Origin of the sequence: Acidaminococcus massiliensis (assembly GCF_900095825.1) — a bacterium.
Taxonomy (GTDB): domain Bacteria; phylum Bacillota; class Negativicutes; order Acidaminococcales; family Acidaminococcaceae; genus Acidaminococcus; species Acidaminococcus massiliensis.
Map to the genome: position 1 here is coordinate 2,195,223 of NZ_LT608315.1, position 13,691 is coordinate 2,208,913.

The following is a 13,691-nucleotide window of genomic DNA, read 5'->3' on the forward strand; positions in this document are numbered from 1 at the left end:
CGGGCCCGGTCTCGCGTCTCGAGACCCGTGACCGCTTTGGACAGGATACTGCCCAAAGCACAGGCAGCTCCGCTGCCTACTCTCTTACATAAATATTGCTCCGGGCAGTCTGCATCCCCAGTTTCTTTTCGGCGATGCTGGTGATCCGCTCCGGGCTCCGCAGCCGTTCCACGTCGATTTTCAATGTCTCATTTTCATCCAAGCATTTGGCCTCTTCGCTTTTCAGCTGGACCAATGCCTGGGAACGGGTATAATACAGGGCACTCAGGGCAATATTCACGAATACTAATGATAATACCAAACACACCAAAAATGCAACCCGACGAAGCACAATATTTTGCTCCTTTACGGCTTTTTTCGGCCTCACCGGACGGGAAGGCCGGTCATGCCCGGGAACAGGTTCTTCCTGGACAGCCGCGGAGCCATAACTATATGGATGATGAGACGGCCACTCCATGGGTCGACTGGATTTCCTGGTAACCATGCTGCCTCTCCTTCGTTGTTGGATGGATATCTTCCTAGATTTTTACGGCTCCCCGCAGCCTGGCACTCCTGGCTCTGGGATTCTCAGTCAGTTCGGCTTCACTGGGGGTGAACTCCTTCAGTTTCTTCAGTTCCGGCTTCCGGCCGCAGACACATACCGGCAGTTCCGGCGGACAGATGCAGCCCCTCTGGAGCCGTTTGAAAGCCTGTTTGATGATCCGGTCTTCCAAGGAATGGAAAGTGATCACTCCGATATGGCCTCCGCTCTTCAGATGATGGACCGCTGCCTCCATGGTGGCATCCAGGATCTTCAGTTCGTCATTCACTTCGATCCGGATGGCCTGGAAGGTCCGTTTGGCCGGATGGGGACCGTCCTGGCGAGCCCCCTTGGGGATGGCCGCCTTGATGATGTGCACCAGTTCCCCGGTGGTACGGATGGGATGTTCCTTCCGAGCCGCCGCAATGAACTGGGCGATCCGTTTGGCCCACCGTTCTTCTCCGTATTTGTAGATGATCCCGGCCAGGTCGTCTTCCTTATACCGGTTCACCACCTGTTCCGCCGTCAGGCTGGCTTCCTGATCCATGCGCATGTCCAAAGGACCGTCATGCATGTAGGAAAAGCCCCGTTCCGGAGTATCCAGCTGGTAGGAGGATACTCCCAGGTCGAAAAGGATCCCATCCACTTGGGAGATCCCCAGGTTTTCCAGGATCCGATCCAGGTTCCGGAAATTGTCATGGACGATCTTCACTTGGCACCGGGCGTCTTTCAGCCGCTGGGTAGCTGCCGCAATGGCATCCTCATCCTGATCGATGCCGATGAGCAGCCCTTCCGGGTCCAAAAGTTCCGTCATCCGATGGGAATGGCCCGCCCCGCCCAGGGTGCAGTCCACATAGATCCCCTTGGGATCCGTGACCACCCACTGGACACTTTCTTCCAATAATACACTTTTATGGACAAATTCCATGTCAAACCCCATTCTATCCGAAAGGCCGCACCGCAGCCTATTTTATCTTGCAGTCACTTTCTCTATCCGCCCTTTTCCAAGGGCGGGGGCCCAGCCGCCAGGCTGGTGGTGGGTTAGCCACGCCCGCTCCGTTTCCAATCAGGCCGAACGCCTTTACTCAAAATCCAATTCTTCGATCAGTTCTGCCACATCGCTTTCCACGGCTTTGGTATATTCCGCATAGCGCTGGGCATCCCAGATTTCTGCCTTGTTCCCCACTCCCACGATCAGGGCCGTTTCCCCAATCTGGGCATAGGTCCGCAGATTGGCCGGCAAGAGGATCCTCCCCTGTTTATCCGGTTCTGCTTCACAGGCGCCGCCGAAAATGAACCGGGACACGTCCCGCATTTTCTGCTTGGGCATCATTTTCTGTGCAAAGCTATTTTTCAGTTTTTCCCAGGCTTCCATGGGATACACATCCAGACAGCCATCCACTCCTTTGGTCACAACAAATGGTGTTCCCAGGCTTTCCCGCATTTTGGCCGGGACGAACAAACGGCCCTTGCTGTCCAGGGCATGTTCAAATTCACCCATCAACATAAGCCGTCCCTCCTGACCTTGAGAAAAATTCGCCACTTTTCACCACTTTTCACCATTATAGAATGTTTTTAGGGAAAAATCAATGAAAAATCGGACAAGACAACGGTAAACTTAGATTACAGGGTTGACAAAATATGATATAATGATTGCATACCCATTAAATGTAATCGAGGAGGATTCAGATGGAAAAAGTAACTGCTGATTCCAGCATTATCGAAACGGTGCAGATGCACCCTGAAATCGTCAATATCTTCATGCAGTATGGTTTGGGCTGCATCGGCTGCATGGCCGCCAACTTCGAAACCATCGGCCAAGGCGCTGCTGCCCACGGCATCGACGTGGATGCCCTGATTGCCGACATCAACGACTGCATTGCAGAGGTTGAAGGAGAAGAAAAGAAATAAAAAACAGGCTGTCTGAGCTGACCCCCAATTGTTAGACCAAAAATCTAACAATTGGGGGTCAGTTTTTTATGGCAAAACACAGCTATGAATTTAAGAAAAAAATAGTACTGGAATATTTGAACAGTGACGAAGGGTGTATTTCTATTTCACGTAAATATGGGATGGCAAGTAGCAGCCAGCTGCTAAAGTGGGTTGCTGCTTACAAGGCATTTGGTGATGATGGACTGAAAAGATCCCGCTCTCAAAAAATATACTCTTTCAAAGAAAAACTTTCTGTGGTAGAGTCTTACTTAACAAATGAAATCTCATATCAGGAACTAGCAATTCAAGTAGGGATCAACAACCCATCAATGATTGCCAGATGGGTCAATGAATTTAGAATTGCGGGACCAGATGCTTTACGGTCACATAAAAAAGGCAGGAAGAGAACTTTGAACAAATCTCAAACCAAAAAAACAGATACCCAGGTTCAGCAGCCGATGGTCGACATCAGTGTGGAACATGTCAAGGAGTTAGAGGATGAAAATCTTAAACTCCGTATAGAGAATGCTTTTTTAAAAGAACTGAGGAGACTGCGTTTAGAGGACGAAGCAAAAATGAGAGAGTTGCGAAAATCATCTCCAGTCTCCGAAGATCATTCAAATTGAAAGACCTTCTCTCCTATACTCAAATGCCCAAAGCGACCTATATGTACTGGCAGAAACGGTTTGACCGCGTGAATCCAGACCAGGAAGTAGAGGACAAAATACAGGAAATCCGCAGCCAGCATAAAGATTATGGATATCGGCGCATGACCGGTGAGCTGAAGAATCAAGGGATTTGCGTGAACAAGAAGAAAGTTCAACGTATCATGCAGAAACTGAGCCTTCAGGTAACATCCTTTACCCGGAAAAGCCGTAAATACAGTTCCTATAAGGGTAAGGTAGGGACCATTGCTCCGAATAGAATACATCGTCGTTTTGAGACGAATATCCCACATCAGAAGATTACGACCGATACTTCAGAATTCAAATATTATGAAGTAGATACACAGGGACATCTGACCCTGCACAAGCTTTATCTGGATCCTTTCCTGGACATGTTCGATGATGAAATCATCAGCTATGGAATAGCCAAACGTCCTTCGGCTGAAAGCATACTGGAAGCTCAAGCTGAAGCAATCGAAATTACTGCTGATTGTCCATATCGAAGAACGTTTCACTCCGATCAGGGCTGGGCATACCAAATGAAGGCCTATACCAGGAAACTAAAAAAAGAACGAATTTTTCAGAGCATGTCTCGAAAGGGTAACTGTCATGATAACGCTGTAATGGAAAACTTTTTCGGCTTAATGAAACAGGAAATGTATTATGGAGTGATCTACTACAGCTACGAAGAACTAAAAGCCGCTATCGAACGATACATCAAATACTATAACGAACAAAGGATCAAGGAAAAACTGGGCTGGAAAAGTCCTGTTCAATACAGGCTTTCTTTGCTGGCAGCATAAAAAAGTAACGAGACAGTAAAAACCATCTCGTTACTAAGGTCTAACTTTTTGGGGTCACATCAGTCACTGCGACAGCCTGTTTTTTGTCAATTGACAGGGGGTGTTGCACGTTACGTGCAACACCCCCCTCTTTTATTTCCCCGTCCGTCCCCGCTGGGTCAAGGGTACACCCTGTTTGCACAGGGGGCAGTCTTCGGGTTTATAGGCTTCTACGTCCAGGCGCAGCAGAGGTTCGGTGCGGACGCCGAAATCCACTTTGCCGCCGCTCCGGTCTACCAAAAGGCCCACCCCGATGGGTACGCCGCCTTCGCCTTTCACCACGTCCAGCACTTCCCGTACGCTGCCGCCGGTGGTGACGATGTCTTCCACGATCAGTACCCGGGTGCCCGGTTCGATGTGGAACCCTCTCTTGAATGTCATCTTCCCATTCACCCGTTCCGTGAAGAAGAACCGGGTGCCCAGGTTCTTGGCCACTTCATAGGCCAGCAGGATGCCGCCGGTCATAGGGCCCACCACCAGTTCCACGTTGTCGTTGACGAACCGGGCGGCGATTTCCTTGCACAGTGCTTCCGTGTACCGGGGCTGCTGCAGTACATTGAATTTTTCCACATAAGTAGGGCTGTGCAGGCCGCTGGTCAGCAGAAAATGACCATGCATCACCGCGTTGGTTTCTTCCAGCATATGCAGTACCGTTGTATCGTTCATTATCAAAAGGCTCCTTCCATTTCTTCCAGGATTTTCCGTACAGCTTCCTGTTTGTCTTTTGCTTGGGTGATGGGCCGTCCCACCACCAGATGGGTGGACCCGTTGCCGATGGCTGCCGCCGGAGTGGCGATCCGGCTCTGGTCGTTGGCAGCCGCCCAAGCCGGACGCACTCCCGGGGTCACGATGAGAAAATCTTTTCCGCATCTTTCCCGGATCCCGGCCGCTTCCCGGGGGGAAGCTACGACCCCGTCCAGGCCGCTTTCCTTGGTAAGGGCCGCCAGGTCCAGCACCTCTTCCCCGATGGGTTTGGCATAGTTCAGGGGTTTCCACTGGGCTTCATCCATACTGGTAAGCACGGTGACGGCAATCAGCTTAGGGGCGGGCCGGCCCATTTCCGCTGCAGCTTCCTGCACCGCCTTCATGCCTTCCGCCATCATCTTGGGGCCGCCCACCGCGTGGACGTTCATGATATCAGCCCCCAGCCGGGTCAGTACCGCCAGGCTGTGAGCCACCGTATTGGGGATGTCCTGGAGTTTCAGATCCAGGAATACCTTTTTGTCTTTATCTTTCAGATAGCGGATGATATCCGGTCCTGCTCCGTAGAACAGTTCCATCCCCACTTTATAGAAGGTCACTGCATCCCCCAGTTCCTCCACCAGGGCTTTGGCCCGGTCGAAGGTGGGGAAATCTAGGGCCGTGATCAGTCTGTCTCTTGCATCCATGGATTCCACTCCTCAGTTCCGTCCCGGCAGGGCCTGTCCCCGGAGTTCCTCCAGAGAAGCCGCCCCGCTGGCGTCCAGATAGTCCTGGATCCCCTGGCTGATGGTTTCCGCCAGGCTGGGATCCGTAAAGCTGCAGGTGCCCACAGCCACTGCCGTGGCCCCGGCCAGGATGAATTCCACTGCATCCTGCCAGCAGCTGATGCCCCCCATGCCGATGAGAGGCACCTTTACCGCCTGGGCCACCTGATACACCATGCGCACCGCCACCGGGTGCACCGCCGGGCCTGAAAGGCCTCCCACGATGTTCCCCAGCACCGGCCGCTTCTTCTGGATGTCGATCTTCATCCCCACCAGGGTGTTGATGAGAGAAATGGCATCGGTTCCGGCGGCTTCCACCGCCCGGGCGATTTCCGTGATGTCCGTCACATTGGGAGACAATTTGGTGATCACCGGTTTATGGGTGCGGGGCTTGGCCGCTTTCACCACTTCTCCTGCCGCATGGCAGTCAGTGCCGAAAGCCAGGCCCCCCTGGGCCACATTGGGACAAGAGATATTCAGCTCGATGGCGTCCACCCCGTCCACATCCAGCAGCTCTGCCAGAGTGCCGTAGTCTTCCGCACTGTCCCCGTCGATGTTCACGATCACCGGAGTCTTGGTCACCTGCCGCAGATGAGGCAGGGTTTCCTTGAGGAAGAATTCCACCCCGGGGTTTTCCAGCCCCACACAGTTCAGCACCCCTGCCGGGGTTTCCACCAGACGCTGGCCCTTGTTCCCGGGCCGGGGCTTCAGGGTGGTCCCCTTCACGGTAATGGCACCGATATGGTCCAGGTTGAGGAAATCGGTGAATTCCAGACCGAACCCGAAGGTGCCAGAAGCAGTGGTCACCGGTGTCTTCATGGTCACCCCCGCCAGGTCCACCTGCATCCGGGGATCTTCATAAGGCTTCACCATTCCACCACCTCCTGGCTCCAGAACACTGGGCCGTCCTTACAGATCTTCATCCGCCTGCCGCCTTTGCCCTCACAGGAACAGGACAGGCAGGCTCCCAGGCCGCAGCCCATGTATTTTTCCAGGGATACCTGGCAGGGCACCCCGTACTGGTCCACCACTTCCACCACAGCCTTCATCATGGGGCTGGGGCCGCACACATACACGCAGTCGTACTGTCCCGTGGCCAAAAGTCCCGGCAGTACCGCATTCACCGTGCCCTTCACCCCATATGAGCCGTCATCGGTGGTTTCATACTGCTTGGCGGTCTTATCCTTGAACAGATCTGCCCAGAACACTTCCGCTTTGGTCCGGCCCCCTACGATCACTTCCATTTTGTGGTCCGGGTCTGCTTGAGCCAGAAAGTGCAGAGGTGCCAGGCCCATGCCGCCGCCTACCAAAAGGCCCCGTTTGGCTCCCAGATGGAACCCGTGGCCCAAAGGCCCCACCACGCTGATGGGTTCCCCGGCCTCCATGTCATCCATGAGCTCCGTGGTCTCTCCCACGATCCGGTACATCAGGGAAAAAGTCCCGGCAGCCCGGTCTGCCCCGGCTACCCCGAAAGGCCGCCGAAGCAGGGGCTGGTGGAGTTTGTTCACCCGTACTGTCACAAACTGTCCCGGCTGGGCCGATTCCGCCACCTCTGGGCAGCGGATCTCCATGAGCCGGATATCCGGGGAGAGTTTCTCCTGCCGGACAATGGTTCCTTCTAAATATACTGCCATGGCTCACTCCGTTTTCAGATCCTGGAGGGCCACCACACTCACCACATGGCGCCGGCGCATGGCTCCCATGGCCTTGTACAGGGCCCGTGCGGTATCCAGGCTGGTCAGGCAGGGAATGGCATGTTCCACCGTAGAGCGGCGGATCTTGAAGCCGTCCCGGGTGGCATCGGAGCCGTGGGTCAGGGTATTGATCACCATGCAGATCCGGCCTTCCTTGATGTCATCCAGCAGGTTGGGGGTCCCGGCGCTGGCCTTTTCCACCCGGCCTACATGGATGCCCTTTTCTTCCAGGAACTTGGCTGTCCCGGCAGTAGCCACCAGTTCATAGCCCAGGTCTTCGAAGCCTTCTGCAATGGGCACTACTTCGTCTTTGTCCTGGTCCGCCACGGTGATCAGGATGGCCCCGCTCTTGGGGATATGGGTGCCGGCAGCGATGCATGCCTTATACAGGGCTCTGGGGAACTGGGCGTCGATGCACATCACTTCCCCGGTGGATTTCATTTCCGGCCCCAGGGTGATATCCACATCGGTCATCTTGTTGAAGGAGAAGACCGGTGCCTTCACCGCATAGTAATCCGGGAAGAGCTTCAGGCCCGGTTCCAGTCCCTGCTCCCGGATGGATACGCCCATGGCGCATTTGGTGGCCACATCCACCATGGAGATGCCGGTGACCTTGCTCAGGAAGGGCACCGTCCGGCTGGACCGAGGGTTCACTTCGATCACATACAGCTTTTCGTCCCGGACGATGTACTGGATGTTGATCATCCCATGGACTTCCAGACCCAGGGCCAGCTTGTTGGTATAGTCGATGATCTGTTCGATCACGTGCTCGCTGAGGGTCCGGGGCGGATATACCGCAATGGAATCCCCAGAATGGACCCCAGCCCGTTCGATATGTTCCATGATCCCGGGCATCAGCACGTCTTTGCCGTCGCAGATGGCATCCACTTCCACTTCCGTGCCCATCAGGTAGTGATCCACCAGCACCGGATGTTCCTGGGACGCCTTCACGGCGTTGTTCATATAGTATTTCAGTTCATCATCGTTGTAGACGATTTCCATGGCCCGGCCGCCCAGCACATAGGAAGGACGCACCATCACAGGGTAGCCCACATCGTTGGCCGCCTTCAGGGCTCCTTCGATGTCGAATACCGTATGGCCTTTGGGACGGGGGATCCCTACGCTGGTCAGCAGTTCGTCGAACCGTTCCCGGTCTTCTGCCCGGTCGATGCTGTCCACAGAAGACCCCAGGATCTTCACCCCGCAGTCGTTCAGAGGCCCCGCCAGGTTGATAGCCGTCTGGCCGCCAAATTGGACGATGACCCCTTCCGGTTTTTCCCGGTCGATCACGTTCAGCACGTCTTCCAGGGTCAGGGGTTCGAAATACAGCCGGTCAGCCGTATCGAAATCCGTGGAAACCGTTTCCGGGTTGTTGTTCACGATGATGGTTTCGTAGCCCAGTTCCTTCAGGGCCCAGACAGAATGGACGGAGCAGTAGTCGAATTCCACCCCCTGGCCGATCCGGATGGGGCCGGAGCCCAGCACCAGCACCTTCTTGTTGGGGGTATCTTCCACTTCGTCTTCCACCCCATAAGTGGAGTAGTAGTATGGAGTTTCTGCGTCGAATTCCGCCGCACAGGTATCCACCATCTTATACACCGGCAGGATCTTCCATTCCTTCCGCAGGGCCCGGATCTCCAGGCCGGTCTTCCCCACCAGCTTCCCAATGGTCACATCGGCAAAGCCCCGTTCCTTCACTTCCCGGAGGAGTTCCGGCGTCAGTTCCTCGCTCTTCAGCCGCACTTCCAGTTCCACGATGTGGCGGATCTTCCGCAGGAAGAATTCGTCGATCTTGGTGATGGCGTGGGCTTGGTCCACGGTCATCCCTCTCCGGAAGGCTTCCGCGATGGTAAAGAGCCGTTCATCGTCCACTTTCCGGACTTTGTCGAACACTTCTTGGTCCGTCAGCTTGTGGAGTTCCGGCATATCCATATGGATCAAGCCGATTTCCAGGCAGCGGACTGCCTTCAGCAGGCCGGCTTCAATGTTCCGTTCGATGGCCATCACTTCCCCGGTGGCCTTCATCTGGGTCCCCAGGGTATGGTCGGCATTGACGAATTTGTCAAAGGGCCAGCGGGGGATCTTGATCACGCAGTAGTCCAAGGTGGGTTCGAAGCAGGCGGAAGTCTTCTTGGTCACCGCGTTCTCGATTTCATCCAGGGTGTACCCGGCGGCGATCTTGGCGGCCACTTTGGCGATGGGATAGCCCGTCGCCTTTGAAGCCAGAGCAGAAGACCGGCTCACCCGGGGATTCACTTCGATGACGATGTATTCTTCGCTGTCCGGATTCAGGGCATACTGCACATTGCAGGCCCCTTCCACGCCCAGTTCCCGGACGATGTCGATGGCAGCGGTCCGGAGCATCTGGACTTCCCGGTCGGTCAGGGTCTGACAGGGCGCCACCACGATGGAATCCCCAGTATGGACCCCCACCGGATCGATGTTTTCCATGTTGCAGACAGTGATGCAGTTGTCTTCATGGTCCCGGACCACTTCGTATTCGATTTCCTTCCAGCCGGCCACGGACCGTTCGATCAGGGCCTGGCCGATCAGGGAGTACATGAGCCCTTTGGTGGTGATGTCATCCAGCTGGTCCATGTTGTGGGCAATGCCGCCCCCGGTGCCGCCCAAGGTATAGGCCGGCCGCACGATCAGGGGGAAGCCCACCTTCTTGGCGAATTCTTTGGCCGCATCCACGCTTTCCACGATGGTGCTCTGGGGAATGGGCTGGTGGAGTTTTTCCATGGTTTCCTTGAACAGTTCCCGGTCTTCCGCCTTCATGATGCTGGCGATCTGAGTGCCCAGGAGCTGTACATTGTATTTCTTCAGGATGCCCTTCTTATCCAGTTCGATGGCCAGGTTCAGGCCGATCTGCCCACCCAGGGTGGCCAAGAGAGAATCCGGCCGTTCCTTGGCGATGATGGCTTCCAGGAACTCCACGTCCAACGGTTCCACATAGACCCGGTCCGCAATGTGCACATCGGTCATGATGGTGGCCGGGTTGGAATTCACCAGCACCACTTCCAGCCCTTCTTCCTTCAGGGCCCGGCAGGCCTGGGTGCCGGAATAGTCGAATTCAGCCGCCTGACCGATGATGATCGGGCCGGAACCGATGACCATGACTTTTTTCACATTCTCTTTTTTTGGCATATCAGTGCCCTCCCATCATTTTGATAAACCGGTCGAACAGATAGGCGTTGCCGCTGGGACCGGGGGAAGCTTCCGGATGGTACTGCACTGTAAAAGTAGGATGGTCCAGATAGCGCAGGCCTTCGATGGTATTGTCGTTCAGGGAACGGTTGATCACTTCGATGGGCAGGCCCTTCAGGGAATCCTCGTCCACCATGTAGCCGTGGTTCTGGGACGTGATGCAGATCTTGTGATCCACCAGATCCCGGACCGGCTGGTTGATGCCCCGGTGGCCGAAGAGCATCTTCTTGGTCTTGGCCCCGTTGGCCAGTGCCATCACCTGATGCCCCATGCAGATGCCAAAGATGGGCTTCTTGCCGATCATCTTCTTGATGTTCTCGATTTCCGGCTTCAAGTCCGCCGGGTCCCCAGGGCCGTTGCTCAGGAAGATCCCATCCGGATCGATGGCCAGCACCTCTTCTGCCGGAGTTTCTGCCGGGAACACCGTCAGTTTGCAGCCTTTTTCCACCAGGCATTCCAGGATGTGCCGCTTCACCCCGTAGTCCATGACGGCTACGGAGTATTTGGCATCCTCCGGCCCCATGGTATATACCTTCTTGGTGGTCACCTGGGCCACCTGGTCATGTTCTTCCGGGGTAGCCAGGAGAGCCTGGATTTCGTCATCGGGAGTATCCGCCGGCACCAACACCCCCTGGAGAGTCCCGTAGGACCGGATCCGCCGGGTGATGGCCCGGGTATCCACTCCCGTGAGCACTGGGATATCGTTCTTTTCCAAGAATTCCATCACCGTGCCCTCATCCCGCCAGCTGGAAGGTTCATCGCACAGTTCGCTGACGATCAGCCCTTTATAACAGCAGCCTTCGCTCTGGTTGAAAAGATCATTGCAGCCGTAGTTGCCGATCTGGGGATAGGTGAAGATGACGATCTGCCCGCAGAAAGAGGGGTCCGTCAAAGTCTCCTGATAGCCGGACATGCCGGTGGTGAACACCACTTCCCCCACTGCTTTGTGGGTGCTGTAGAGGGTTCCCTCATAGACGCTTCCGTCCTTCAATACCAATTTGCCTTTTACTTTTTGCATACCACACCGTCTTTCATCACAAACCGGCCATCGACCATGGTCGCCACTGCCATGCCTTTGCAGTGCTTTCCGTCAAAGGGTGTCACTTTGCCCCGGGTATAGAATTTTTCACTGTCCACCGTCCATTCCCGGTCCAGATCCAGGATGGTGATATCCGCATTCCGGCCCACTTTCAAGCTGCCAGCGTCCAGATCCATGATCCGGGCGGGGCTGGTGCTCATTTTATCTACGATTTCATTGATGGAGAATTCTCCCGTATGGTACAGGTCCGTCAGGACCACCCCCACAGAAGTCTCCAGACCGCAGAACCCGTTGGGGGCATACCGGAATTCCACATCCTTTTCTTCCGGTGCATGGGGCGCATGGTCCGTGACGATGGCATCGATGGTGCCGTCCTTCAGACCTTTCCGCAGGGCTTCCACATGGTCCCAGCTCCGCAAAGGCGGGGAAACCCGGGTGGCCGTATTGTAGCCGGCACAGGCTTCGTCGGTCAAGGTCAGGTGGTGCACCGTCGCTTCGCAGGTGATGTTCACCCCTCGGGCCTTGGCCTGCCGGACAATGTCCACTGCCCCTTTGCTGGCGATGTGGGCAATGTGGATGTGGGCCCCGGTGTATTCCGCAATGGCCGCATCCCGGGCCACACAGATGTCTTCGGCGATGGAAGGGATGCCGGGCACCCCCAGCCGGGCAGAGACGGCCCCTTCGTGCATGAACCCTTCGTGGTTCATTTCTTCATCGATGTCGTGGCAAATGAGGGGCTTATCGAAAGCGCTTACATACTGGGCCGCCAGGTTCATCACATAGGCGCTGGACACATAGTGGCCGTCATCGGAGAAGCCCATGACCCCGTGCTGGGCCATGTCCCCCATTTCAGACAGTTCCTTGCCTTTTTCCCCTTTGGTGATGGCCCCGATCACTTCCACATGGACGTACCCTTCTTTCTGGGCCCGTTCCTGGATGCCGCTGACCACAATGGAGCTGTCGATCACGGGTTTGGTATTGGGCATGCAGGCCACCCGGGTGATGCCCCCGTGGGCTGCTGCCATGGTGCCGGTGACCAAATCTTCCTTGGCTTCCAGCCCCGGTTCCCGGAGATGGGTGTGGAGGTCGATGAAGCCGGGAGCCACCACAAGGCCCGTTGCGTCAAATACTTCATCCGCCGCTGCATCGATGTGAGGCGCCGCTTGGGCGATTTTCCCGTCTTCCACCAGAAGGTCCATCACCTGGTCCAGCTGCTGGCTGGGATCTACGATCCGTCCGTTCTTAATTAGCGTTTTCAACTGGCTTTCCTCCCATAATCGTCAAGAATAACACGGCCATCCGCACCGCGACCCCGTTGGTCACCTGTTCCCGGATCACCGCCTGGTCGCTGTAGCCCGTATCCCAGGAAATTTCCAGGCCTCGGTTCATGGGGCCCGGATGCATCACCAGGCAGTCCGGTTTGGCCAGTTTCATCCGTTCTTCGTTGACTCCGTAGATCCGGGCGTATTCCCGAGGCGTAGGGAACATGGCTTTATCCTGGCGTTCCAGCTGGATCCGCAGCACATCCACCACATCCGCCCCTTCGATGGCGTCTTCCACCCTTTTGTGTACCGTGACCCCCAGTTCCTGGATGTCGTGGGGGATCAGGGTCATGGGCCCTGCCACATGGACATCCGCTCCCAGTTTGGTCCAGGCCGCAATGTTGCTCCGGGCCACTCGGCTGTAGAGGATATCCCCGATGATGGCCATTTTCAGGCCCTTGAACTGTTTTCCGTGTTCCAGGATGGTGAACATGTCCAGGAGACCCTGGGTGGGATGGGCATGAGCCCCGTCCCCCGCATTGATCACAATGGGGGCAGCGATATCCGCTGCATATTTGGCAGCTCCTTCCACCGGGTGCCGCATGACGATGGCATCGCAGGCCATGGACTGCATGGTCAGGATGGTGTCCTTCAGGCATTCCCCCTTCTTCACACTGGAAGTCCCGGTGCTCAAATTGATCACATCGGCTCCCAAGTACTTCCCAGCCAGTTCGAAAGAACTCCGGGTCCGGGTGCTGTTTTCATAGAACAGGTTCACAATGGATTTGCCCCGCAGAGAAGGGAGCTTCTTGATGTCCCGTTTCATGACCTTTTTCATCTCTGCTGCCGTTCGCATGATCAGATCGTACTCTTCCACGGACAGGGAGGAAAGATCCAGGATATCCCGTCCGGACAGGCTGACTGCCGCCTTTGTCATGTTGTAGCCTCCTATTGTTACAGTTCGCTGGAATAAGGACCGGGCCAGTGCCCCATCCTGTTTCATAAAAATAAGCCTTCTCGTCCTAAGACAAGAAGGCTTCTAATTAAATGCTTCTGGATAA

General features: G+C 55.6%; 14 protein-coding genes. 3 read left to right on the forward strand and 11 right to left on the reverse strand.

The features are described from left to right. Nucleotides 1-76 precede the first annotated feature (76 nt). The 3 genes from BQ2657_RS13165 to mraZ all read right to left on the reverse strand — a co-directional run bounded on the left by BQ2657_RS13165 (nt 77) and on the right by mraZ (nt 2,027). Complete coding sequence (locus BQ2657_RS13165; protein ID WP_187119201.1) at nt 77-301, reverse strand: septum formation initiator family protein; 225 nt, start codon at nt 299-301, stop codon at nt 77-79. A 217-nt stretch (nt 302-518) separates the two neighbouring features. Then, complete coding sequence (gene rsmH, locus BQ2657_RS10555; RefSeq protein WP_075580576.1) at nt 519-1,448, reverse strand: 16S rRNA (cytosine(1402)-N(4))-methyltransferase RsmH; 930 nt, start codon at nt 1,446-1,448, stop codon at nt 519-521. A 153-nt stretch (nt 1,449-1,601) separates the two neighbouring features. Then, on the reverse strand, nt 1,602-2,027 hold the full coding sequence (gene mraZ, locus BQ2657_RS10560) for a division/cell wall cluster transcriptional repressor MraZ (RefSeq protein ID WP_075580577.1): 426 nt from the start codon (nt 2,025-2,027) through the stop codon (nt 1,602-1,604). A 182-nt stretch (nt 2,028-2,209) separates the two neighbouring features. Here mraZ and BQ2657_RS10565 point away from each other — a divergent pair, with 182 nt between their 5' ends. The 3 genes from BQ2657_RS10565 to BQ2657_RS13760 all read left to right on the forward strand — a co-directional run bounded on the left by BQ2657_RS10565 (nt 2,210) and on the right by BQ2657_RS13760 (nt 3,920). Next, nucleotides 2,210-2,431 (forward strand): DUF1858 domain-containing protein, encoded by a 222-nt coding sequence (locus BQ2657_RS10565; protein ID WP_022486910.1) that lies wholly within the window; start codon nt 2,210-2,212, stop codon nt 2,429-2,431. Between the two features lie 68 nt (nt 2,432-2,499). Then, nucleotides 2,500-3,078 (forward strand): helix-turn-helix domain-containing protein, encoded by a 579-nt coding sequence (locus BQ2657_RS13755; RefSeq protein WP_075578809.1) that lies wholly within the window; start codon nt 2,500-2,502, stop codon nt 3,076-3,078. Beyond that, a complete protein-coding gene (locus tag BQ2657_RS13760) occupies nt 3,048-3,920 on the forward strand; it encodes an IS3 family transposase (RefSeq protein ID WP_408607740.1) in 873 nt (290 codons plus the stop codon). Before BQ2657_RS13755 ends, BQ2657_RS13760 begins: the two co-directional genes overlap by 31 nt. A 132-nt stretch (nt 3,921-4,052) precedes the next feature. Here BQ2657_RS13760 and pyrE read toward each other — a convergent pair whose 3' ends face one another. The 8 genes from pyrE to BQ2657_RS10615 are packed head-to-tail and all read right to left on the reverse strand — an operon-like array spanning nt 4,053 to nt 13,567. Further along, on the reverse strand, nt 4,053-4,625 hold the full coding sequence (gene pyrE, locus BQ2657_RS10580; RefSeq protein WP_075580578.1) for an orotate phosphoribosyltransferase: 573 nt from the start codon (nt 4,623-4,625) through the stop codon (nt 4,053-4,055). A 2-nt stretch (nt 4,626-4,627) separates the two neighbouring features. Further along, a complete protein-coding gene (gene pyrF / locus BQ2657_RS10585; protein WP_075580579.1) occupies nt 4,628-5,347 on the reverse strand; it encodes an orotidine-5'-phosphate decarboxylase in 720 nt (239 codons plus the stop codon). A 12-nt stretch (nt 5,348-5,359) separates the two neighbouring features. Further along, nucleotides 5,360-6,298 (reverse strand): dihydroorotate dehydrogenase, encoded by a 939-nt coding sequence (locus tag BQ2657_RS10590; RefSeq protein WP_075580580.1) that lies wholly within the window; start codon nt 6,296-6,298, stop codon nt 5,360-5,362. Beyond that, a complete protein-coding gene (locus tag BQ2657_RS10595) occupies nt 6,292-7,059 on the reverse strand; it encodes a dihydroorotate dehydrogenase electron transfer subunit (RefSeq protein ID WP_075580581.1) in 768 nt (255 codons plus the stop codon). The genes BQ2657_RS10590 and BQ2657_RS10595 overlap by 7 nt, the downstream gene beginning before the upstream one ends. A gap of 3 nt (nt 7,060-7,062) precedes the next feature. Next, a complete protein-coding gene (gene carB, locus BQ2657_RS10600) occupies nt 7,063-10,269 on the reverse strand; it encodes a carbamoyl-phosphate synthase large subunit (protein ID WP_075580582.1) in 3,207 nt (1,068 codons plus the stop codon). Between the two features lies 1 nt (nt 10,270). Then, a complete protein-coding gene (gene carA, locus BQ2657_RS10605; RefSeq protein ID WP_075580583.1) occupies nt 10,271-11,347 on the reverse strand; it encodes a glutamine-hydrolyzing carbamoyl-phosphate synthase small subunit in 1,077 nt (358 codons plus the stop codon). Then, nucleotides 11,335-12,627: a dihydroorotase gene (locus BQ2657_RS10610; protein ID WP_075580584.1), complete on the reverse strand. Its 1,293-nt coding sequence runs from the start codon at nt 12,625-12,627 to the stop codon at nt 11,335-11,337. The genes carA and BQ2657_RS10610 overlap by 13 nt, the downstream gene beginning before the upstream one ends. Next, nucleotides 12,611-13,567: an aspartate carbamoyltransferase catalytic subunit gene (locus BQ2657_RS10615; protein WP_075580585.1), complete on the reverse strand. Its 957-nt coding sequence runs from the start codon at nt 13,565-13,567 to the stop codon at nt 12,611-12,613. The genes BQ2657_RS10610 and BQ2657_RS10615 overlap by 17 nt, the downstream gene beginning before the upstream one ends. Between the last annotated feature and the right edge of the window lie 124 nt (nt 13,568-13,691).

Coding starts and splice junctions, on each gene's coding strand:
- BQ2657_RS10590 (WP_075580580.1), bottom strand. CDS start 6,298: ATGGTGAAGCCTTATGAAGATCCCCGGATGCAGGTGGACCTGGCGGGG.
- BQ2657_RS10565 (WP_022486910.1), top strand. CDS start 2,210: ATGGAAAAAGTAACTGCTGATTCCAGCATTATCGAAACGGTGCAGATG.
- carB (WP_075580582.1), bottom strand. CDS start 10,269: ATGCCAAAAAAAGAGAATGTGAAAAAAGTCATGGTCATCGGTTCCGGC.
- rsmH (WP_075580576.1), bottom strand. CDS start 1,448: ATGGAATTTGTCCATAAAAGTGTATTATTGGAAGAAAGTGTCCAGTGG.
- carA (WP_075580583.1), bottom strand. CDS start 11,347: ATGCAAAAAGTAAAAGGCAAATTGGTATTGAAGGACGGAAGCGTCTAT.
- mraZ (WP_075580577.1), bottom strand. CDS start 2,027: ATGTTGATGGGTGAATTTGAACATGCCCTGGACAGCAAGGGCCGTTTG.
- BQ2657_RS10615 (WP_075580585.1), bottom strand. CDS start 13,567: ATGACAAAGGCGGCAGTCAGCCTGTCCGGACGGGATATCCTGGATCTT.
- pyrE (WP_075580578.1), bottom strand. CDS start 4,625: ATGAACGATACAACGGTACTGCATATGCTGGAAGAAACCAACGCGGTG.
- BQ2657_RS13755 (WP_075578809.1), top strand. CDS start 2,500: ATGGCAAAACACAGCTATGAATTTAAGAAAAAAATAGTACTGGAATAT.
- pyrF (WP_075580579.1), bottom strand. CDS start 5,347: ATGGATGCAAGAGACAGACTGATCACGGCCCTAGATTTCCCCACCTTC.
- BQ2657_RS10595 (WP_075580581.1), bottom strand. CDS start 7,059: ATGGCAGTATATTTAGAAGGAACCATTGTCCGGCAGGAGAAACTCTCC.